Origin of the sequence: Agrobacterium cavarae (assembly GCF_004310285.1) — a bacterium.
GTDB classification, from domain to species: domain Bacteria; phylum Pseudomonadota; class Alphaproteobacteria; order Rhizobiales; family Rhizobiaceae; genus Agrobacterium; species Agrobacterium cavarae.
The window spans coordinates 172,190-194,057 of sequence record NZ_SISF01000032.1 but is presented as its reverse complement, the minus strand read 5'-3'; the positions used below and the strand labels follow the sequence as shown (position 1 = coordinate 194,057).

The 21,868-nt window shown below is 57.2% G+C and carries 18 protein-coding genes; 15 read left to right on the top strand and 3 right to left on the bottom strand.

The features are described 5' to 3' along the window. Positions 1–416 precede the first annotated feature (416 nt). Genes EYC79_RS16870 through EYC79_RS16855 form a run of 4 tightly spaced genes read left to right on the top strand, consistent with a single transcriptional unit; the run spans position 417 to position 4,301 of the window. Complete coding sequence (locus EYC79_RS16870) at positions 417–1,166, top strand: GntR family transcriptional regulator (RefSeq protein ID WP_062424132.1); 750 nt, start codon at positions 417–419, stop codon at positions 1,164–1,166. 23 nt (positions 1,167–1,189) lie between these two features. Next, complete coding sequence (locus EYC79_RS16865; RefSeq protein WP_130978707.1) at positions 1,190–2,212, top strand: SIS domain-containing protein; 1,023 nt, start codon at positions 1,190–1,192, stop codon at positions 2,210–2,212. Further along, positions 2,209–3,390 carry an N-acetylglucosamine-6-phosphate deacetylase gene (gene nagA, locus EYC79_RS16860; protein WP_130978706.1) on the top strand — a complete coding sequence of 394 codons (1,182 nt, stop codon included), beginning with the start codon at positions 2,209–2,211 and terminating at the stop codon, positions 3,388–3,390. Before EYC79_RS16865 ends, nagA begins: the two co-directional genes overlap by 4 nt. Continuing rightward, entirely contained in the window at positions 3,387–4,301 is a 915-nt protein-coding gene (locus EYC79_RS16855; protein WP_130978705.1) for an ROK family protein, read from the top strand. The genes nagA and EYC79_RS16855 overlap by 4 nt, the downstream gene beginning before the upstream one ends. Before the next feature lie 33 nt (positions 4,302–4,334). Here the strand turns inward: EYC79_RS16855 and EYC79_RS16850 are convergent, their stop codons facing one another. Then, a complete protein-coding gene (locus EYC79_RS16850; RefSeq protein ID WP_130978704.1) occupies positions 4,335–5,267 on the bottom strand; it encodes a methylenetetrahydrofolate reductase in 933 nt (310 codons plus the stop codon). 262 nt (positions 5,268–5,529) lie between these two features. On the opposite strand from EYC79_RS16850, the gene EYC79_RS16845 reads away from it, so the two are divergent. The 11 genes from EYC79_RS16845 to EYC79_RS16790 all read left to right on the top strand — a co-directional run bounded on the left by EYC79_RS16845 (position 5,530) and on the right by EYC79_RS16790 (position 20,467). Beyond that, positions 5,530–7,740: a putative bifunctional diguanylate cyclase/phosphodiesterase gene (locus tag EYC79_RS16845; RefSeq protein ID WP_130978703.1), complete on the top strand. Its 2,211-nt coding sequence runs from the start codon at positions 5,530–5,532 to the stop codon at positions 7,738–7,740. Between the two features lie 43 nt (positions 7,741–7,783). Next, a complete protein-coding gene (locus tag EYC79_RS16840; protein ID WP_062424589.1) occupies positions 7,784–8,692 on the top strand; it encodes an amino acid ABC transporter substrate-binding protein in 909 nt (302 codons plus the stop codon). After that, entirely contained in the window at positions 8,689–9,591 is a 903-nt protein-coding gene (locus EYC79_RS16835) for an amino acid ABC transporter substrate-binding protein (protein WP_205654414.1), read from the top strand. Before EYC79_RS16840 ends, EYC79_RS16835 begins: the two co-directional genes overlap by 4 nt. Before the next feature lie 446 nt (positions 9,592–10,037). Beyond that, positions 10,038–10,259, top strand: a complete 222-nt coding sequence (locus tag EYC79_RS16825; RefSeq protein WP_062424591.1) for a hypothetical protein — start codon at positions 10,038–10,040, stop codon at positions 10,257–10,259. 42 nt (positions 10,260–10,301) lie between these two features. Further along, positions 10,302–10,862 (top strand): DJ-1/PfpI/YhbO family deglycase/protease, encoded by a 561-nt coding sequence (locus EYC79_RS16820; protein ID WP_062424138.1) that lies wholly within the window; start codon positions 10,302–10,304, stop codon positions 10,860–10,862. 668 nt (positions 10,863–11,530) lie between these two features. Next, complete coding sequence (locus tag EYC79_RS16815; protein ID WP_062424139.1) at positions 11,531–12,211, top strand: sugar transferase; 681 nt, start codon at positions 11,531–11,533, stop codon at positions 12,209–12,211. Between the two features lie 119 nt (positions 12,212–12,330). Next, positions 12,331–13,614, top strand: coding sequence for a polysaccharide biosynthesis/export family protein (locus EYC79_RS16810; RefSeq protein WP_130978702.1), 1,284 nt, complete (start codon positions 12,331–12,333; stop codon positions 13,612–13,614). A gap of 7 nt (positions 13,615–13,621) precedes the next feature. After that, complete coding sequence (locus tag EYC79_RS16805) at positions 13,622–14,893, top strand: O-antigen ligase family protein (RefSeq protein ID WP_130978701.1); 1,272 nt, start codon at positions 13,622–13,624, stop codon at positions 14,891–14,893. Positions 14,894–15,010: 117 nt separating this feature from the next. Further along, positions 15,011–15,772: an ImuA family protein gene (locus EYC79_RS16800; RefSeq protein ID WP_130978700.1), complete on the top strand. Its 762-nt coding sequence runs from the start codon at positions 15,011–15,013 to the stop codon at positions 15,770–15,772. Continuing rightward, positions 15,687–17,204, top strand: coding sequence for a DUF6504 family protein (locus EYC79_RS16795; RefSeq protein ID WP_130978699.1), 1,518 nt, complete (start codon positions 15,687–15,689; stop codon positions 17,202–17,204). The genes EYC79_RS16800 and EYC79_RS16795 overlap by 86 nt, the downstream gene beginning before the upstream one ends. Beyond that, a complete protein-coding gene (locus EYC79_RS16790) occupies positions 17,201–20,467 on the top strand; it encodes an error-prone DNA polymerase (RefSeq protein WP_130978698.1) in 3,267 nt (1,088 codons plus the stop codon). The genes EYC79_RS16795 and EYC79_RS16790 overlap by 4 nt, the downstream gene beginning before the upstream one ends. An 88-nt stretch (positions 20,468–20,555) precedes the next feature. On the opposite strand, the gene EYC79_RS16785 is transcribed toward EYC79_RS16790, so the two are convergent. Both EYC79_RS16785 and EYC79_RS16780 read right to left on the bottom strand, forming a co-directional pair. Continuing rightward, positions 20,556–21,074 carry a GNAT family N-acetyltransferase gene (locus EYC79_RS16785; RefSeq protein WP_165457059.1) on the bottom strand — a complete coding sequence of 173 codons (519 nt, stop codon included), beginning with the start codon at positions 21,072–21,074 and terminating at the stop codon, positions 20,556–20,558. 58 nt (positions 21,075–21,132) lie between these two features. Then, positions 21,133–21,861: a FadR/GntR family transcriptional regulator gene (locus EYC79_RS16780; protein ID WP_130978696.1), complete on the bottom strand. Its 729-nt coding sequence runs from the start codon at positions 21,859–21,861 to the stop codon at positions 21,133–21,135. Between the last annotated feature and the right edge of the window lie 7 nt (positions 21,862–21,868).

The following is a 21,868-nucleotide window of genomic DNA, read 5'->3' as shown; positions in this document are numbered from 1 at the left end:
GGTATGGTCAACCGGAAAAACCGCAATTGAGTGTGGCTATGAAAATAATTTTCACGCGCTGAATGTTCTTCTTTGTCTCCCGCTTTTTGGGCGTGGAGGATAAACGTCTAAACACTGGAGTCTTGGGTATTTCCCCTCGCCAGCCACTTTCGGTTTTCCGCAGGCCGGTCGTCGTTGTTAATAACTAATACCAAAAAAATACCTTCTGTCTACAGTGGAACAAAAATTTGTTTCGAAGCCGCAGAGGAATATATGTTCGGCGTTGAAATCACTGATATTTTGGCATTTATCGATTGATTGGTCCTGCATATTGCCAATGTGGCGTTGTATTGGTATCAGTTTTGGTATGGTGTCTGAGAGACGATTTCTGCCGTAGGTGGCGGACCATCTCCCCAGGCAAAGATCGGAGAGGCGCAATGGACGGTGTTTTGCCGTTTGGTGAATTGCAGGCATTACGGGGCGGGCCGCTTTACCAGAAGTTGCGCCGCTTGATCGAGGATGCCGTATCCAATGGGCGATTGAAGCACGGCGATGCCCTGCCAGCCGAACGGGACATCGCCGATGCCGCAGCGATCAGCCGGGTGACCGTGCGAAAGGCGATCGACGAGCTGGTCGAGCAGGGCATTCTGGTCCGGCGCCGCGGTTCTGGAACCTTCGTCGCCAAGCCGGTGCCGAAGATGCAGCAGCCTCTGACACGATTGACGTCCTTTACCGAAGATATGCGTCGTCGTGGAATGGTGGCAGGATCGCGTTGGATCGAGCGCGGGCTTAAATTTCCCACAGCTGAGGAAACCATGATGCTCGGCCTTTCGGGCGGGGCTCGCGTTTCACGGATCCTTCGTTTGCGCACCGCCGACGATATGCCTATTGCGCTCGAGCGGACCAGCCTTCCGGACGATATTTTGCCCGAACCTGAGACGGTCGAAGACTCGCTCTATCTCGCGCTTGCCGCCCGCGACATTCGCCCGGTGCGCGCCAATCAGAGAATCTCCGCGGTGCTACTGCGCGATGACGAAAGCGAGCTGCTGGAGGTTCCACCCGGCTCCGCAGCGCTTTCCGTGCAGCGTATCGCCTATCTCAATACCGGGCGCGTGATGGAAGTCTCCACTGCGCTTTATCGCAGCGACGCCTACGATCTCGTCGCAGAACTCACGATCGGCGCCTGATCAAAACCTTAGAGGCCATACTCATGACGACAATGATGCGACGCGAAATCGACGAAATCCCCCAGGCCGTGGCCCGGCTTCTGGATGCTGGGAAAGACGATATTTCGCGGGCAGGACGCGCTCTTGCGGCCCATGATCCGGCCGTTGTGGTCACCGTCGCTCGCGGCTCTTCCGACCATGCGGCCTATTTCCTGAAGTATGCGATAGAGCTTGAACTCGGCCTTCCGGTCGCGTCTCTCGGCCCGTCATTGGCCTCGATCTACAAGGCGCCACTGCGCTTGGAGCGGGCTGCGGCCTTTGCGGTCTCCCAGTCGGGTGCAAGCCCGGATATCGTCTCGATGTTGGAAGGTGCGAAGGCGGGGGGCGCGTTGACCCTATCCCTCGTTAATACGACGCCATCCCCTCTCGCCGACACCGCCTCGATTGCGCTCAATATCCAGGCCGGACCGGAAATTGCGGTGGCAGCCACCAAGTCCTACGTCAATTCGATCGTCGCAGGACTGGCGGTTCTTTCCCAATGGAGCGGCTCGGACTCCTTGAAGAAAGCTGTGGCAGCGCTCCCAGACCAGCTCGATAAGGCGCTTGCGCTCGACTGGAGTGTGTTGGTGGAGCCGCTGGCTAGGGCCGAATCTCTCTACATGCTCGGCCGTGGGCCGGCACTTGCCATTGCGACGGAGGCGGCGCTGAAGTGCAAGGAAACCTGCGAGTTGCACGCCGAAGCCTATTCATCCGCTGAGGTGCTGCATGGTCCGGTTTCGCTGGTTGCCGAAAGCTTCCCGGTGATCGCCTTTGCTGCGCGTGACAAGGCGGAAGCCTCGATTGCCGAAACCGCATCGGGTCTCGTCGGCAAGAATGCCAATGTCTATATGACGTCCGACAAGGGCAGGGGCGCCACCATTCTTCCCTTTGTAGAGACGGGTCACCCGCTGACCGATGCTCTGGCCCTGATCGTTCCTTACTATGGCATGGTCGAAATGCTGTCGCGCGCGCGGGGCTTTGATCCTGACAAGCCTGCAGCCCTCAAGAAGGTGACGGAAACACGATGATTGGCTCATTCGCGCTGTGTGGTGGCCGGATTTTCGACGGGGCTGTCTTTCTGGATGGCCACGCGCTTGTTGTCGAAAACGGCCGGATCAAGGCCATTTTGCCGGTGGCAGATCTATCGTCTTCCATCGAGCGTCGTGATGTGGCGGGTGGCCTCATCGTTCCAGGATTCATCGATCTTCAGGTGAATGGCGGCGGCGGTGTATTGCTGAACAACCAGCCTGATCTCGACGGCATTCGCACGATCTGCTCGGCGCATGCTGCCTATGGCACGACCGCCCTTATGCCCACCCTGATTACCGATACGGTCGATATCCGGAGCAAGGCCGTTGCAGCGGGTATTGCCGCCTTTGCGGAAAAGGTGCCAGGCTATCTCGGTCTCCATCTGGAGGGCCCGCATCTCTCGGTCGCCCGCAAGGGAACCCACGATCCTTCGCTGATCCGCCCGCTTGAAAGTGACGATCTGCAATTCCTCGTGGAAAAAGCCGGTCACTTCGGCGAGGCTCTTATCACGCTGGCGCCCGAAAGCGTCTCGCCCGCCGACGTCACCAAACTTGTTGAGGCGGGATATGTTGTGAGCCTTGGTCACACCAATGCCAAGGCGCGGGACATTTTGCCTTACGTTTCGGCTGGCGCCTCCATGGTCACGCATCTCTTCAATGCGATGAGCCAGATGGAAAATCGCGAACCGGGTCTGGTTGGTGTGGCGCTGGCCAATGGCCGCTTGTCCTGTGGCCTGATTGCGGATGGCTTTCATGTTGATCCGATTGTCATTCAGGTGGCGCTCGCTGCCAAGCAGGGACCGGGGCGGATATTCCTGGTCACCGACGCCATGTCGACCATCGGCACCGATCAGCAGGGTTTCCTCCTTAATGATCGTGAAGTGTTCCGCCGTGGCGGACGGTTGACGCTTGCTGATGGTACGCTTGCGGGCGCCGATATCGATATGCTCTCTTGCGTGCGCTTTGCCCATGAGCATATCGGACTGCCTTTGACGGAAGCGTTGAATATGGCTTCGCTGTATCCGGCCGAGGCGATTGGCTGCGCCACCAAGGGCAGTCTCGCCGCCGGGATGGATGCCGATCTGCTGGTACTGAAGCCGGATCTATCTTTGATGGCGACCTTCATCGCCGGCGCTTGCGTCTTCGGCGAAGATTTTTCAAAAGGGGCTGCGGCTTGATCGTCTGTTTCGATATTGGCGGCACCGCCATCAAGGGCGCTGGCGCCTGGGCTGTCGACGACATCCGCCCGGTTGCACGCCGGCAAACGCCGATCCATGATTTCGATGCCTTTGTCGATGTGTTGAGATCCGTGATCGACGAGATCGGAGAGAGGCCGGACTGCGTCGCGCTGTCGATTGCAGGCGTCATCGATCCCGATACCGACCGTGCCAACATTGCCAATATCCCCTGCGCTCATGGACGCCTGTTGGAAGCAGACCTCGAGGCAGCGCTTGGGATTCCCGTGCTGATTGCCAATGATGCGGATTGCTGCGCGCTTGCGGAATATGGCGCAGGCGCAGGGCGCGGACATCGCGTCGTCTTCGGGGCCATTCTCGGCACGGGTGTCGGTGGTGGTCTCGTTGTGGATGGCAAGCTGATCAACAGCGCCGGCGGTTTTGCCGGGGAGTGGGGCCATGGCCCCGTTGCTGCCACGCGCGCCGGCAATCCCGCTGTGGAACTGCCGCGCTTTGCCTGCGGCTGCGGCCTCGATGGGTGTGTCGATGCCATTGGCAGCGCTCGCGGCATGGAGAAGCTTCACCGTCACCTGACCGGCACCGAGATGAGGGCGGAAGAGATCCTTGCTGCCTGGCAGGACGGCGATGAAAAAGCTGCGCGCACGATCGATATCTATATCGACATTCTCGCAGGACCCCTGTCGCTCGTCATCAACATGACCGGTGCGACAATCGTTCCGGTTGGCGGAGGCCTATCCAACTCGCTGCCGCTGATCGAGGCGCTCGATCACGCCGTGAGAGCAAGAATTCTCCGCAAATTCCAAAGGCCGCTCGTGGTCAAGGCTGAGTGTGCCATTGAGCCCGGTCTCGTCGGGGCGGCCGTGCTGGGACTGGCATTCGCTTCGAGTCGGTAGAGGCTCGGTCGCGCCAACGCCTTCTGCTCTATATTACGACGTGCCAGTGGCAGTTTGAGGCTGGGTTACGGTGTTGTCTCCAACCCAGCGCGCTGCCGGCTCAATTCCACCCAGAGGAAAGAGGTGGAGTTGCGATATCAGCGACGCCGGATTGTTCTCGACATAAGCCGTCAGCGCGTTCACCATCTCGGTCGGCTCATAGGGCATGAGCAATCGCGTCACGTCCAAAGCCCGCTTTTGCAGCACCTTCAATGAGGGGCCGACGCCGCAGGAAATGGCGAACTTGATGAGGGTCTGCAGTTTGGCCGGGCCCGCGATCCCCACATGGATTGGAAGACTGACGCCCGACTCTGCAATTCGCTCCGCCCAAGTTGTGATCACCCCGGGCTCGAAACCGAACTGCGTGACGATCGCCATCTCGGCATCGGTCATTCGAGAGAAGTCCGTTTTCCACTTCAAAGCGCTATCGACATTGCTGGTCGTGCCGTCCGGATCGATGTCACGGCTCCCTTCCGGGTGGCCCGCCACATGCAGCCGTTTGAAACCATGCCGGTCGAAGAGACCGCTTTCCAGCAAGTGGATCGAGCTTTCGATCGTGCCGACCGGACGCGTCTCTCCGCCGCCCAGCAACAGGGCCTCGGTCACGTCAGCCTCATTGCGATAAAGTTCTATCCAACTCCCCAGAGTGGCGATGTCGGGAATGCTGCGTGCGGGAAAATGCGGCATGACGGCGAACCCGTCCCGGCGCAGCCTTTTCGCCGTCGCGACCATGTCCTGGATCGATGTCCCGGTGATGTGGGCAATATAGACTCGTGTTCCAGGCGGCAGGAGCCTGGAAAAGTCACTGATCTTCGCAGCGGTCTTCGGCGTCACCTCGATGGAATACGGATTGAGGAGAGAACTCATATCTTTCGCGGCATGCGCGCTCTTGTTCTTCGTCCGATCGGTAAACTTCAGTATTGCCATAAGCCGATTTTCTTTCCGCATGCCAAGCGCGATATTTATAGCCGCAGCGATCTTCAATCCAGACCTAAAACTGGACAGCCGTGCGGTTACCCGGATCGATTTATTTGCTCTTTTTTATCCATTGCATCGAATCCTGCCGAACCATGTGAGGATATTTTTACTCTCTTGCTGAACAGTGGTGTTTCAAACTGCGACGTAACGAGACGCTAGAAGATAATTTTGACCTGATTTCTCTTTCATAAGAGGCCAAAGTGAGAGCCAGATGCTCTTGAGCACGGAAAGTGCGGATCATTTTGAGGCAGAAGCGCCAGCACGGCCGGCCAGAATTGTCTGGTATCAGTCGTTGTTCTGGAAGATCACCGTTTCGCTCGTGTCCAGTGTCGTGCTTGCCTATCTCGTTGGCGCTGCTGTTGGCTGGGTGATGGTGCAGCGGGACTCGCTTGACCAATGGCGTCGCGAGGCAGAACTGAACGCGCAGGTGACGAGTTCTGCGATCCGCACCATCTACACCTTCATCTCCATCGACAGTGATAGCAGCGGCCAGATCGTCAAGATCACCAGCGAGCGACCGCTGGGTGACGATGCCTCCATTTTGGATACGGGCTTCAATCCCGGGGACGTTCTGGCGCTTGCCGCTGCGCAAACCAAGAACAATGTCTGGATTTTTCAAAAGGACCCCACTGGTCAGACCTTTACCAGTTCCGCCGACGCGCTGGGGGAGGTGGAGAACATCTCGCTGACTTTGCCAGAAGGCACGGCGATGGATGCGTTCTACGTGGGCTTTGCCGAGCTTGGTACGGTGCGGCACTTCATTGCTTTCGTTCCGGTGGTCGATCAGAATGGAAAGCTGCAGGGCAGTGTGGTCACGACGATTGGCGAGGCTTCCGAGCTTCTCGAAACACAAACGAAGCTTTTACAGAATTCGCTTGCGCTTCTGATCACCATTTTGCTCGTGACCGGCGGGGTCGTTGCACTTCTGATGCGCAAGGTCTTCATGCCAGTGCCGGCGCTGATCGAAGCACTCACCAAAATCGCCCATGACGACACGGCCTCGGTGACGCCGTTTCAACATCGCAAGGACGAGATCGGCCGCGTGGCGGTCGCGATCGAGAAGGTGCGCGAAGCCGTGGTCGAGCGGGAGAACCTGCGCCAGATCCGCGACGTGGCGAAACAGATGGAGCATCTTGCCCATCACGATCCGCTGACCGGACTGCCAAACCGAGCCTTCTTCAGCAAGCGGCTGGAGAGCGAGATTGGGGAACTGGCGAATGGTCGACGGTTCAATGTCATGCTTCTCGATCTTGATCGCTTCAAGGCGGTCAATGACGTGTTGGGCCACGCAAGCGGCGATGCTCTTCTCGTATCCTTCGCAGAGCGCCTGCTGCAACTGATCGGGCCGCAGGACATGGTGGCTCGACTAGGCGGTGACGAGTTCGCAATCCTGCAGATCTTTCGTAAAAATGCGGTGCGTGAGGCAAGTCGCCTGGCGAAGGGCATCATCACCTCCGCATCGCACCCTTTCATGTTGCTGGGCAAAGAGGCCTCCGTCGGGGCCAGCGTCGGTATTTCGATAGCGCCCCTTCACGGTCACGACATGTCCGAGCTGCTCAAACACGCCGATGTGGCGCTGTACTGCGCCAAGTCAGGCGGCCGCGGGAATTTCCAGTTCTTCGAACACGGCATGGAAATGTCGAAAGAACAGGACCACGAACTGCAGCAGGACCTGGACCTCGCGGTCCAGCGGGACGAATTCGTGCTGCACTACCAGCCGATTTTCTGCTTCTCCAATCCCGAGCCTGTTGGCTATGAAGCGCTGGTGCGCTGGCAGCACCCGGTTCGCGGCTGGGTAACACCCGACGACTTCATTCCGCTGGCCGAAAAGACCGGCCAGATCTGTGCGATCGGCGACTGGGTGTTGAAGCGGGCCTGCCAGGAGGCCATGCGATTGCCGAACGAGGCCACAGTGGCCGTCAACATTTCGGCGATCGAGCTACAGCAGGGCGATCTTGTCGAGAAGGTGCAAAGGGCGCTGAATGACAGCGGCTTGCCGCCATCTCGGCTTGAGATCGAGTTGACGGAAACGGTTCTGCTCTCCGGCTCGGAGGCCATCACATGTCTGCAAGACATTCAGGCGCTCGGGGTCAGGATCGCGCTTGATGATTTCGGAACCGGCTATTCGAGCCTTGCCTATCTGACCAAACTGCCGATCAGCAAGATCAAGATCGACCGCAGCTTCATTGCCGACGTGATGACCAGCACGCAGAGCCTGGCAATCATTCAAGGTGTAATCCACATCGCCGCAGGACTTGGATTGAAAACGACGGCGGAGGGCGTGGAAACGCCAGAACAGCTTTCGCTGCTTCGTGCTGCCGGATGCGACCTGTTGCAGGGCTATTACCTTGGCCGCCCCATGCCACTTGCCGATATCGAGAGCCATTATCGTTCCGCACCCGCAAAGATGGTGCACCGCTAGGAGTAGAGACATGAAGCGTATTTCTCTTACCCTCCGTGGGCTGATGCGCCGCTCGGTCATTCCCACTTTGTTCGCCGCGCTCGTCTCTTCGCCGTTTCTCACGCTTTCTGCTGGGGCTGAGGAGTTGAAGAGCCCGACCCTCGACAAGATTGCGCGTACCAAGACGATCACGTTCGGGCACCGTCAGGACGAACTGCCGTTTTCCTATGTGACGCCGGATGGCGTCGTGCGCGGTTACTCCATCGATATATGTCAAAGGATTGCGGATCACGTTCGAGACGCGCTTAAGCTCGATACCCTGAAGACCGATTATGTGGTGGCGACGCCCGCAACCCGTTTCCTGTTGGTGAAGTCCGGCAAGATCGACATGGAATGCAGCGCGACGACCAACAATGCCGAGCGGCGAGAGCAGGTGGCATTCTCCTATCCCCACTTCATCACAGCCACCCGCTTCGTGACGAAAAAATCGAGTGGGTTGAACAGTATCAAGGATCTGGCCGGACGAACGGTGGCTTCGACCACGGGGACCATCAACATCGCGCAATTGCAAAACGTCAACAGAGAGCAAAAGCTGAACATCTCTGTGCTGATCAGCAAGGTGAATTCCGAAGCTTTCGCCATGGTCGAAAACAATCGCGCCTCCGCCTTCGTGATGGATGATGTTCTTCTGGCTGCCCACGTGGCTTTTTCAAATGCACCTGGAGACTATATGATCTCGAAAGAAACGTTCGGGCCGCCTGAACCCTATGGTATTCTTCTGCCGAAGGGGGATGATGCGTTCAAGACGTTGGTGAATGAAGCTCTCTACAAGATGTTTACGGACGGCGAAATCGAGACGATCTACAACAAGTGGTTCATGTCGCCCTTGCCGCCGGACGGGCGCAATTTCAACCTTCCGTTATCTCCTGAGCTGCAAGCCGCCTTCAAGGAGCCCAAGGAGTACCTGCAATGAGAATGTACATCTTTCATTGCCTCCTGCTTGCATTCTGCGCGCTCGGCTCGATTGAAGCCAAGGCGGAGGAAAAGGTTTTCGACACGCCCACCCTCGATCGAATTGCCCAAACGGGCAAGATCAGGATCGGCTATGGTTCGACAGCACCCTTCTCCTTTCTCAATGCGGACGGCCAGGTTCTTGGCTACTCGATCGACCTTTGCCGTGCTGTGGTGGAAAAACTGAAGCAGCGCCTGAAGGTGCAATCCATCGATGTCGAGTTCGTGCCGCGCACGCCGAGCAACCGCGTGCAGCTTCTCAATGATGGAACGATAGACATCGAGTGCAACGCAAGCACCAACACGGCAGAGCGGCGCAAAAGCGCAGCCTTCGCCTACCCGCACTTTTTCACCGTGACACGGTACGTTTCCCTGCGGAAAAGCGGTTTCAAGACATTGGATGATCTGAAGGGGCGTTCGGTGAGCGTGGCTCTCGGCACCGTCAATGTCAATGAAATCAATGAGAGCAGCCGCAGACGGAAACTGAATATCTCAGCCGTTCCTGTTGAAAGTCTTCAGGCTGCGTTCGACATGGTCACTGAAGGTCGTGTTGCGGCCTTTGCCATGGACGAGGTTTTGCTGAAAACGATGATTGCCCGCACGCAAAACCCGTCCGACTATGTGCTTTCCGAGGAGCAGGTGACAGATGCCCAGCCCTTTGGTTTTATGATGCGCGTGAACGACAAGGCGTTCGTCGGGGCAGTGAACGAAGCACTGAGCGAGATTTACAAGTCAGAGACTGCCAAAGAGATTTACAAGCGCTGGTTCGAGGAATCCATGCCGGGGCTCAACATCAACCTTGGTCTGCCGATGAGCAATTTCCTTGCGGAAGCTTTCCGCAATCCGAAGATCGTTGAATAAGCGCAGACGGGTGTAAGATTACCCCCCTTTTTTTCGATCTTTAAGCGTGTGTCTCGGTTTTGCGATCATGCTACGCGGCAAAACAAGACGAGAAGCGTAAAGAGCAAATCTGAAAGATTGCGACGCGCTTAGGTCCATGCTGCGACTATTTTGCTAGACGTCGCGCCCGCGTGTCAAAGCCTGAGCGCCGGCCTCGCGCATCCCGTTTTGTCTTCTCCCCGAGTTGTTCCGGCCTTTGCGCCGTTAATTTTTCAGGAACCAATGCCTGAGGGGCACGTTCGATTGGCAGGAGACGCGCCGTGTCAAACGGACGTGATGGTGCCGGAGAACATCGGGATTTTTCCGTTTTCTCTCGATGGCCAACGAAAAGGCAGACGAGCTTCTTATCCATCCGGCCGTCTCCGCCCAATCTGCCAAGACAATTTGGCTGCCAAGGAGGTTTTGACGTGGAAAAGACCGAAACGCGAAAGCTTGCGGAAGAATACATGCTCCTTGGCGGCACCCGCCAGGTCATGATCGACGACAACAAGACATTTGTTCGTCAATACGACCATGAGCCGGAAGAAGCCGAGCGCTTCTGGCAAGAGCGCATCGCAACCCTCGACAAGGCACGGATCGCTGATGTCGAATTTTTTCTACCGTCTGTCAACTCAGACGTAGAATCCTAACGAGCCCACCCCAACAGAATATAGACCAGGAAGGAAACAGTCATGACTGCTATCAATTCTGCCAAGATCGTCATTCTCGCGACCGACGGATATGAGCGCTCGGAGCTTCGCGTGCCGTACGAAGAGCTGCAGCGCAAGGGCGCAGACGTTAAGATCGCCTCGATCAAGGATGGCGAGATCAAGAGCTGGGACGAGAAAGATTGGGGCGACAGCGTGAAAGTCGACCTGCTTGCCAAGGACGTGCGGATCGAAGATTTCGACGCTCTCGTCCTTCCTGGCGGCCAGATCAATCCGGATGTCCTGCGCGCCAATGACGACGCAATGCGCGTGGTCAAGGAATTCGTGAAGTCCGGTAAGGTTGTGGCTGCCATCTGCCACGCACCATGGCTTCTGGTCGAAGCCGATGCGGTTCGCGGCCGTGAAGTGACGTCTTACGGCTCTATCAAAACCGACGTGAAGAATGCCGGCGGCATTTGGAAGGACGAAAAGGTCGTTTGCGATAAGGGCATCGTCACCTCCCGCAACCCCGACGACCTGGAAGCTTTCGTTGCAAAGATCGTCGAAGAGGTCGAAGAAGGCCGTCACGAACGTAAGGCAGCATAAGCTATTTTTCATAGCTTCAAGATCGATGAAGGGCTGGTGCACCATGGGTGCGCCAGCTTTTCTTTTGGGCGCGGCGATATGAAGCGAATATGAGGAAGGAGGCGCCAGTGCACGTGCCTTCAAATCGCGAGTCGGGACAGGCAACACTCCGTGAGGCGGATATTTTGCCACATTATTGCCTTATTTAAGCCACTCTTTCGTCTCGGAAACGTTTCAGAAAGCGGTTGAAATTAATTTTTCCCAACAAAAACGGTTTATTTTTAATTATTTTATATGTGCGGCGCCATAATTTTGCTGCGCTGCACATAAGAAATATTACATGTCTCTTATTTAATCGAGCCTTACAGAAGAGCTCCATCTTACCGGCAAGACCAGTAAACCAGAAGAACAGTTTTAATATAAATGGCTGCACAATACATAGAGATGGTCACCATGCATCAACTGCATGACGCGTGCCTGTCTTTGTTCCTTTTATAGGCGTTCATCAATAGTCTCAGCCAACATGATGTGAGGAATTTGGGGCGGCCGGTTTTAGGCAGCCGGGTAACGCTGCCTCACAAAAAATTCAAAAGCACCAAATTCCGACCACAGACTTCATGTCTCATGGTGACTGCATGACGCGCCCAACGGGTACCGACCTATCGCAAAACATAAATGGAGTTCTCTCTATGAAGTCCGCGACTCGATCGGCTGTTTCGCCGCTTAGTGGTTCTGAAGAGTCTGATGTGAGCTTTCCTATCGGGGGCATCGTGAAACGCAGTTTCGATGTTTCCTCGGCACTGCTCGCCCTTCTTGTCCTCAGCCCGATCTTTCTCATGATCGTGGTCTTGGTCAAACTCTCCGACAAGGGACCCGCTTTTTACGGCCACCGCCGTATCGGCCATAATGGCCGCACGTTTCATTGCCTGAAATTCCGCACGATGGTCGTGAACGGAGATGAGGTGCTGAAACAATATCTGACGTCTGACCCGCAAGCTGCGGAAGAATGGCGCCAGACGAGAAAATTGAAGAACGATCCGCGTGTCACAGCTGTCGGTAGCGTTCTTCGCAAGCTGAGCCTTGATGAACTGCCACAGCTCATCAACATCATTCGTGGTGAAATGAGTGTTGTGGGTCCTCGTCCTGTCGTGGACGAAGAGCTCAACTACTATGAAAGTGCCGCGCGCTACTATCTCAGCACGCGTCCTGGTCTTACCGGTCTCTGGCAGATCAGCGGTCGCAACGACGTCTCCTACAAGGAGCGCGTTGATTACGACACGCAATATGTTCAGAACTGGTCGATGATGAGAGACATTTCCATCATCATGAAAACCGTGCCAGCTGTCTGCATGTCCCGCGGCAGCTATTGAAGCCAGATTAGATACTCGGCGTGAACGCAGGCCCTCCCACCTGTGCCATGCCTTGCGGCTGCGACCGGACCTGAGCCGGTCGCACATTCACTTTTCAAGGCATCAACATGGAGTTTTACATGGTTGGCATTGCCGACGAAGCCCTCCCTAAAAAACGGCGCACCCAAACATGGTGCAAAGGTGCTGCTCTGACGGTTGCCGCGGCGCTACTCTTCACCAGTCCGCTCAGCGCGCTTGCGCAGGATGGCCACTACCGCCTTGGAACCGCTGACAAGCTTCGCATCCGCGTTGCCGAATGGCAGCCGGCAGACGGCACCATCCGCAACTGGGATGTGATCAATGGCGATTACTCGGTCGGCCCGTCAGGCACGCTGGCGCTTCCCTTTATCGGCCAGTTGAATGTTGCCGGAAAGACTGCAGGCGAGGTGGGAGAGGCGATCGGGGCGCAGCTTCAAAGCAAGTTTGCTCTGCGCAACCTTCCATCAGCCTCCGTCGAAGTTGCCCAGTTCCGTCCGGTCTTTCTGACGGGGGATGTGCAAACGCCCGGCGAATATCCCTATGCGCCCAATATGACGGTTCTGAAGGCTGTCAGCCTCGCGGGCGGTTTGCGCCGCTCCGATGCGGGGCAGCGTTTTGCCCGTGATTTTATCAATGCCCGTGGCGACGCCGCCGTCTATGACGACCAGCGCGGCCGTCTTCTCGCGCGTCAGGCAAGGTTGGTTGCCGAAGTGAGCGGCGATCAGGAGATCAAGAAGACGCCTGAAATGGAAAAGGTCGTCAATATCGATGCGCTCCTGGAAAGCGAAAGTGCGCTGATGAAGTCTCGCACCGAGCGCTATACGCTTCAATTGAAAGCGTTGAAGGATTTGCGTGAACTGCTGGATGCGGAAGTGGAATCTCTGCGCAAGAAGGCAGAGAGCCAGCAGCGTCAGTTGCAATTGGCAAATGAAGACCGGGAAAAGGTCAATCGCTTGAACGAGCAGGGTCTTGCGCTTGCTCAGCGTCGTATCTCGGCGGAAGAACGCGCAGCCGAGGTTGAGGCGACGCTTCTCGACATCGATACGAATGCTTTGCGCGCCAAGCAGGATATTAACAAGGCGATCCAGGATGAGATCAACCTGCGAAACGACTGGGACGCGCAGCGCTCCAAGGAATTGCAGGATACGCAGGCCGAATTGCAGAAGCTGAACCTGCAGCTTTCCACCAGCCGCGAACTCATGTCGGAGGCCTTGGCGCAATCGGCGGAAGCTCTGCGCTTCGATCCTTCCGGCAAGTCGGCCTCGATTTCCTATGTCGTTGTGCGTGAGGACGAAGGAAAATCGAAGGAAATCAAGGTTGACGAAACCACGGCGCTTGAGCCTGGCGACGTTATCAAGGTTTCCTCGGAAGTGCTGATGCAGTGAGGCTGCCATGCGGATTGCGAAATCGGCATTGATCGATCCTGACAGAAATGGGCTCTACGGAACGGCGGCCGTGGCGCTGTCCTTCTTCGTCTTCGCCTATTCGTCGAAGTTCGGCCAGATCTCGATCCTTGCCTATTACGCCGTCTGGCTGCCTCTGGTCGTGGTGGATTATCGCCGGGTGCTCGGCAATTACACCCGCTACTTGTGGATCTTCGCCTTCGGCATTCTGGCCGTGCTGTCGAGCTTCTGGTCGGACGCCATGTCCGTCAGCCTGCGCGCCTCCATTCAGTACATGACGCACATCGTTTGCGCGCTGATTGCCATGCGCGTCATATCGATCAAGACGCTGACGCGCGGAGCGCTGATCGGCATTACCATCGTTCTTCTCTATTCACTGCTGTTTGGAACCTATCTTTTCGATGCGCTGGATGGCACGACCAGCTTCGTCGGCGCATTCTCTTCCAAGAACCAGTTGGGCTTCTATGCCTCGCTTGGCGTCCTCTTTGCCGTAGCTTCTGTGCTTGTGCTGCGCCAAAGAGGTTTGTGGCTGCCGATCGCGGGCGTTGCTGGTCTGATCTCGGCATACAGCCTGCTTGCATCGCAATCGGCAACATCCGCGATCACCACTGCAGCCGTCGTCATCATGATGGCGGGTCTTCTGCCGCTCTGGGCCTTGTCCCCTGGCAATAGGAAGATGCTGTTTTTTGCAGCCGTTGGCTTGGGCGGTCTGTTTGTCGTGGCCGCGCTACAGTTCGGCCTCTTCGACGCGATCCTCGGTGTCTTCGGCAAGGACACGACACTGACAGGACGCACCTATCTCTGGCAGCAGGGCATCGAGGCGGCCAAGCGGGCGCCAATTTTCGGTGTCGGTTATCAGGGTTTCTGGGTGCCGGGCTTTTCCGATGCCGAACGGCTCTGGGACGATTTCTTCATTTCCGGTCGCAGCGGCTTTCATTTCCACAACACCTATATCGAGGTGGTGGTGGAAAACGGCTTCGTCGGTCTCATTCTGCTTGTCATCCTGCTCTACGGCACGCTTTTGGGTCACTTGCGATCAATCCTCATGCGCAATCAGGATCCGCAGGCGCTGATCCTGTTTTCGCTCTGCGCCCTCTTTGTCGTCCGCTCTTTCGTCGAGATCGACATTATTTTCGCATACCAGATCGGCTCGTTCCTGCTGTTCTACGCGGCTGGCAAACTCTGCCTGCCGCGGCGCACGCCTGTGGTCACATCGCCCTTTTTGGCAGGTATCGCGGTACGGCCATTGGCCGGGAGATAAAGGAATCATCCATCTCTCCACAGGAGTCCGGCGGACTCATGTTGACTCTTTTGTGAATCTAGAACAAAAAGTGAACATTAGTTTTTTAGCGTGGAATGCTCTGAGAAGTTTCGTGTCATGCAGAAGCGCGCAGAACAGCTTGTCGTGGAGGAATTGCGAGAAAGGCTGGAGAGGATCACCCAAGGTCCTGCCAGACAGCAGGAGACTCTGCCCTTCAATATTCCAGCCATGGATGAGCGTCTCCCCGGTCAAGGCCTGAAGCTTGGCAGCTTGCATGAGGTGAGCGGCGGCGGAAATGGTGCCGTGGATGGCGCAGCGTCAGCGCTCTTTTGTGCGGGCATCGCTGCCCGGTTGAAGGGCAAGATCCTTTGGTGCGTGACCCGTCCCGATCTTTTCATGCCTGCTCTCACACAGGCAGGGCTCTCGCATAACCGGCTGATCATCGTCGAATGCCGCGACGAAAAGGGCGTGCTGGATTGTTTCGAGGAGGGGCTTCGCTGCAACGGCTTTGGTGCCGTGATCGGTGAAGTGTCGAAGCTGCCGATGAACATGTCGCGGCGTTTGCAACTGACGGCAGAAGCTTCGGGCGTGGCAGCCATAGCGCTTCGCCGCTGGCGTCATATGAGCGGTGTTGCCGATTTTGGTCAGCCGACCGCCGCCGTCACCCGGTGGCGCATTTCCATGCGTCCCTCCACCCCGCTGCCGGTACGTGGGGTAGGGCGGTCACGCTGGTTTGTAGAATTGCTGCGTGTCCGGGGCGGCGAACCTTTTGAACTGGAAGTGGAAGCCTGTGATGCAGAGGGTCGTCTCGCTATACCTGCCGACATGGCAGACGGATCGATACCGCAGGATGCTTGGGGACGAAGCGCCGCCGGTTGAAACTCCGGTCGTCATGATCGCCCGCCAGGGAAGCCGCCGGCTCGTGGCTGCTCTGAATAGTGCCGCGCTGAAAGCGGGCTTGCGGCCCGGCATGCCGGCCAGCAAGGCGCAGGCCATTCTACCGGGCCTGATTGTCGAAGACTTGAAGCCGGTGGAGGATGCAAAAGCCCTTGAGGATCTGGCCTTCTGGTTTTTGCGCATCTATGCCCCCATCGTCGCGCCGGATACGCCCGATGGGCTGGTGCTCGATACGACCGGGGCCGATCACCTGCATGGCAATGAAAGACTGATGCTGACAGGCATGATCAATCGCCTGCATGCGCTGGGTTTTACGGCGCGTGCGGCAATTGCCGAAAGCTGGGGCGCGGCCCACGCGCTTGCCCGTTTCGGGCGCGAAGCCGTCACCATTTTACCTGAAGGTGGCGTGCGAGAAGCGCTCGCACCTCTCCCGCTTGCCGCCCTGCGGCTGGATGCACATCTGCTCAATGAGCTGAAGGTCCTTGGCTTTCGCCGTATTGGAGAATTGGCAGCCGCGCCGCGCGCGCCGATCACTTTGCGGTTCGGCCCGGAAGTGGGTCGCAGGCTGGATCAGGCTCACGGTATCCTGTCGGAACCGATAGAGCCGGTCCGCGTGGCGGAACTGGTAACCGTGCGCCGCTTCTTTCCCGAACCGATTGGTGCCGCAGAAACCATTGCAAAATACACTCGAAAGCTTGTGTCCGACCTCTGTCTGGATTTGGAGAAGCGGGGTTTAGGTGCGCGTCGTGTCGATCTCGTTTTCCATCGTGTCGATAGTGGTGTGCAGGCCATTCGGGCCGGAACCTCCAAACCCGCACGCGATAGCAAGCAATTGTCGCGCCTTCTGACCGATCGTATCGAGACGATCGATCCGGGTTTCGGCATCGAGAAGATGACGCTGACGGCGACCCATGCCGAGCCGCTTGTTGCCGGGCAGACGCGCTCCGTTCTTCTGGATGAGGCGGGAGGCGATATTGGCGAGGCTGTCGATATCATCCTCAATCGTGGCCACAAGGTCTATCGCTATGCCGCCGTTCAAAGCGATGTGCCGGAGCGTTCCGTTCAAAAGATTCCAGCCGAGGCCACGGAAGATGCACCTGGCTGGCCGGAACATTGGCCGCGACCGGTGAGGCTTCTGTTCAAGCCGGAGCCAATCCAGACGGTGGCACTCTTGCCCGATCATCCTCCCCGAAACTTCACATGGCGCGGGGTGCGTCACATCGTCAAGCGAGCCGACGGGCCGGAGCGCGTCTTTGGCGAATGGTGGAAGCGCGATCGAGAACTCTCGGCGGTGCGCGATTATTTCCGCGTGGAAAATGAGAGCGGCGAGCGCTTCTGGATATTCCGCTCCGGCGATGGCGAGCACACCGAGACCGGCTCTCTGGAGTGGTTCATGCATGGATTTTTCGCATGAGTACGGGTGTTCGTTATGCCGAACTGCAGGTTACCTCGCATTTTTCGTTTCTGCGTGGCGCCAGCTCCTGTGAGGAATTGTTCGCCCAGGCCAAAGCGCTTGGCATAGAGGCGTTGGGCATTGTCGATCGCAACAGTCTCGCCGCCATTCCCCGCGCGCACAAGATTGCCGAAGAGCTTGGTATGCGGCTGGTAGTCGGTTGTCGACTGGACCTAGCGCAGGATGTTTCCGTGCTGGTCTATCCGGTGGACAGGGAGGCCTATGCCCGCCTATGCCGCCTGCTGACATTCGGCAAGAGAGATGGCAAGGCTGGCAAGTGCTCGCTCACCTGGAGTGATCTGGTCACCTATGGCGAAGGGCTGATCGTGATTCTCCTGCCGGATGAGACGCATGAAGGGCTTTCCAGCCATCTGCGACGGATAAGGGCTGATTTCGGCGACCGCGCCTATGTGGCGATGAGCCTGCGTCGCCGACCGAACGATGCATTCCGCCTGCATGAGCTTTCGCAGATGGCAGTGCGCGCCGGTGTGGCAACGGTCGTCACCAATGACGTCCTTTTTCATGAGCCCGGTCGTCGCATGCTTCAGGATGTCGTCACCTGCATTCGCCATAACTGCACCATCGACGATGCCGGCTTTCGCCGCGAGCGTCATGCCGATCGCTATCTGAAGCCGCCGGAGGAAATGTACCGGCTTTTTTCTGCCTATCCGGATGCCTTGGAAAATACGCTAAAGATCGTGAAGAAGTGCAGGTTTTCGCTCTCGGAGTTGGAATATCAATATCCCGATGAGCGGCAGGTACCAGGCCTGACGGCGCAGGAAGCGCTGGAAAAATTCGTCTGGGATGAGGCACCGAAGCGATATCCCAATGGCGTGCCAGAAAAGGTGAGGAAGGCGCTTCGGCACGAATTGACCATCATCGCCAAGAAGGAATATGCGCCCTACTTTTTGACCGTCAATACCATCGTCAGGAAGGCACGGGAGATGAAGATTCTCTGCCAGGGACGTGGATCTGCGGCCAATTCGGCCGTCTGTTATGTCCTCGGCATCACCGCAATCGATCCGGATGAAAGCGACCTTCTGTTCGAGCGTTTCGTTTCCGAGGACCGTGACGAACCGCCGGATATCGATGTTGATTTCGAGCACCAGCGGCGCGAGGAAATCATCCAGTGGATTTATGATCACTATGGGTTCGATAAGGCGGCGCTTTGTGCTGTGGTGACCTGCTATCGCGGCAAGGGCGCCATCCGCGATGTCGGCAAGGTACTGGGCCTTCCCGAAGATCTGACCAAACTCATGTCCTCGCAGATATGGTGGTGGACGGAAGGGACCGGAGAGAAGCACGCCAGGGAACTGAATATCAATCTGGAAGATCGGCGCGTCAGGCTCGCCTTCGATCTCGCGCGCCAGTTGATCGGAACGCCCCGCCATTACAGCCAGCATCCCGGCGGTTTCGTGTTGACCCATGACCGTCTGGACGAACTCGTTCCCATTCTTCCAGCATCCATGAAGGACAGGCGGATCATCGAATGGGACAAGGACGATATCGAGATCGTCAAATTCATGAAGATGGATTGCCTGGCGCTCGGCATGCTGTCCTGCATGCGCAGAGCCTTCGAAATGCTGACGGTTCGCAAGGGTGAAGAGTTTGGACTGACCAGCATCAATAACAACGACGATCCGACCTACGACATGATCTGCAAGGCCGATACGATCGGCACGTTCCAGATCGAAAGCCGGGCGCAGATGTCGATGTTGCCAAGGCTGAGACCGAGGGAGCTTTACGATCTGGTCATTCAGGTCGCAATCGTGCGGCCGGGTCCGATACAGGGCAATATGGTCCATCCCTATCTGAAGCGGCGTCAGGAAATAGCAGAGGGTAAGAAGATCGTTTACGAGCATCCCACCCTTGAAAAGGTTCTTGAGAAGACGCTTGGCGTTCCGCTGTTTCAGGAACATGCCATGCGCATTGCCATCGACTGTGCCGGCTTTACCCCCAGTGAAGCGGATAAGCTGAGACGGGCGATGGCCACATTCAAAAATGTTGGGACTATCGCGAATTTCGAAAAACGGCTCATCGGCGGGCTTATTGAAAATGGCTTTAGCGAAGAGTTTGCCAAAAGACTCTTCGCTCAGATTCAAGGTTTCGGCAGCTATGGCTTTCCCGAAAGCCATGCAGCCTCCTTCGCCTTGATCGCCTATGCATCGGCATGGGTGAAGTGCCACCATCCCGATATCTTCTGTGCGGCGCTTTTGAACTCCCAGCCCATGGGGTTCTATGCTCCTGCACAGCTTGTTCGCGATGCACGCGACCACGGCGTTGTTGTTCGGCCCGTTTGCGTCAATGCGAGCCGCTGGGATTGCGTGCTGGAGGAGAAGGTCGGTCCGGACCGCAACGCCGTTCGCCTTGGCATGCGGCTGGTGAAGGGGCTGTCCAACCATCATGCGGGCAATATTATCGCGTGCCGGGAGGAGCGTCCCTTTCAATCTATCGATGATTTATGGAGGCGGGCAGGGGTACCGGTTTCCGCGCTGGTGTGTCTTGCCGAAGCGGATGCTTTTTTGCCGTCCCTCGGTCTTTCACGTCGTGAGGCATTGTGGGCGATCAAGGGCCTGCGCGATGAACCCTTGCCGCTTTTTGCCGCCGCAGCTGCTCGGGAGAACGCGTTGATCGAGGAGATGCAGGAGCCGGAAGTCAACCTGCTGCCCATGACCGCAGGCGGAGAGGTTGTGCAGGACTATGGTCATGTGGGCCTGACGCTGCGAGACCACCCCATGAGCTTCCTACGCCAGGATCTCGCGCGACGTCGGATCGTGACATGCGCTGAGACGCTTAAGACGAATGACGGCCGCTGGCTGGAAGTTGCCGGTCTGGTGCTCGTGCGGCAGCGCCCCGGCTCGGCAAAGGGCGTCATCTTCATGACGCTTGAAGACGAGACCGGCATTGCCAATGCCGTCGTCTGGGTGAAGACCTTCGAGAAATACCGCCGTGTCATCCTGTCGGCGGGGATGGTGGGAATTTACGGCAAGCTTCAGCGTGAAGGCGAGGTCGTGCATGTGGTTGCTCACCGCATCACCGATCTGTCGGATGTTCTGAGAAGTGTCGGCGAAAGGGATAAGCCGTTTCCGCTGCCGCATGGTCGCGGCGATGAGTTTCACCATGGGATACCGACGACGCGTGACAGACGCGGGTTACCTCCAAGATCAGCTCTTCAGGAGAGCGATGACGATCACATCACGGTCAAGGGCCGCAACTTCCATTGAGTTTAAGGGCACAGCTACAGCGCGAACCGGGTTGCCATCACACCGCGCGATTAACTGGGCTTATTTGCTGGAGAGGGGAAATATCACCTCAAAGCGCGACCCAAACCAGTCCTCGCCAAAATTTATCATTCTCTACGGGCAGCAGAAAATCTAAAGAACGCCTCCGAATGAGCCCGACCCGCCCCATAACGGCTTGAGACCGAAGATTTTCGGCGCTCGTATAGGACACGATCTCAGTCGCATCTAAATGACTTTTGGCATGTACCAGGGCCGCTTTAGCACTTTCTGTAGCATAACCGCATCCCCAAGCGTTTCGATTGAATCTCCAGCCAACCTCATAGTGGGAACCCAGTGGATGGTTCGTCGTCATCCGAGGCATAACACCTGCGTAGCCGAGGAATTTTCCCTCCCGGTCTTCTACGGCCCAACGGGAGATGCCGTGTTCAATTTCCGCCGTCCGATAGCGCTCAAATTTTTGTTGGCTCTGATACTCGGTCATCGGTCCTCCGAGATCAGCCATGACACGCGGATCCATATGCATGGCAAAAAAATGTTGGAAATGATCATCCCGCCAATTTCGCAGGATCAGGCGCTCGGTGCTGATCACTGTCTGCCCTCCAAGATCACGAGCGACCAAAAGCAAAAGACCGTACCCTGCTGAGCACTTAAAGCGCCGCGTTCTTGATCCGATCCTTGCCGACTTCAATCACGTGCCGCATCGCCTTTACGGCGGCGGCCTCATCTCGCGCGGCAATGGCGTGCACAATGCGCAAATGGTTGGCGGCAATCTCCGCGATGGTGGCTGGAGCCGAGGCAGGCGACGAGAGCTTGAAGGAGATGGCTAGTGCCGCCTCGATCAGACCACTTGCCGAACGCATGAAGGGATTGCCGGAAATGCTGGCAACGGCCAGATGGAATTCCAGATCGATCTTGGCAATGCTTTCGGCGGTATGGGCAGGGTTGTCGAATTTCGCCGCGATCGCGTAGAGCGCGACAATATCTTCGCTGGACGCATGCCGAGCAGCCGCTGCCGCAGCAGCCGGCTCAAGCGCCAGGCGAATTTCGGCCAGATGCTCGATGAACTCCGGATCGAGCCCTGCCTCGCAACGCCATCCCAGCACATCCGGGTCAAAGAAGTTCCAGCTCGATTTGTCGAGAACGCGTGTCCCGACTTTCGCTTTGGCTTCCACCAGCCGCTTTGCGGCCAGCGTTTTCATCGTCTCTCTGAGAACGGTCCTCGATACGCCGAAGCGAAGCGAGAGTTCGGCATCGTTGGGGAGAAGGGAACCCTCCGGTATCCGGCCCGAAACAATGGCGCTGCCAAGTTCCGCCACGACGTGCGCATGGCTGTTGCGCCGCTTTCGTCCCGATATCGTGTTTTCCAGTAGCCCCAACAACTAT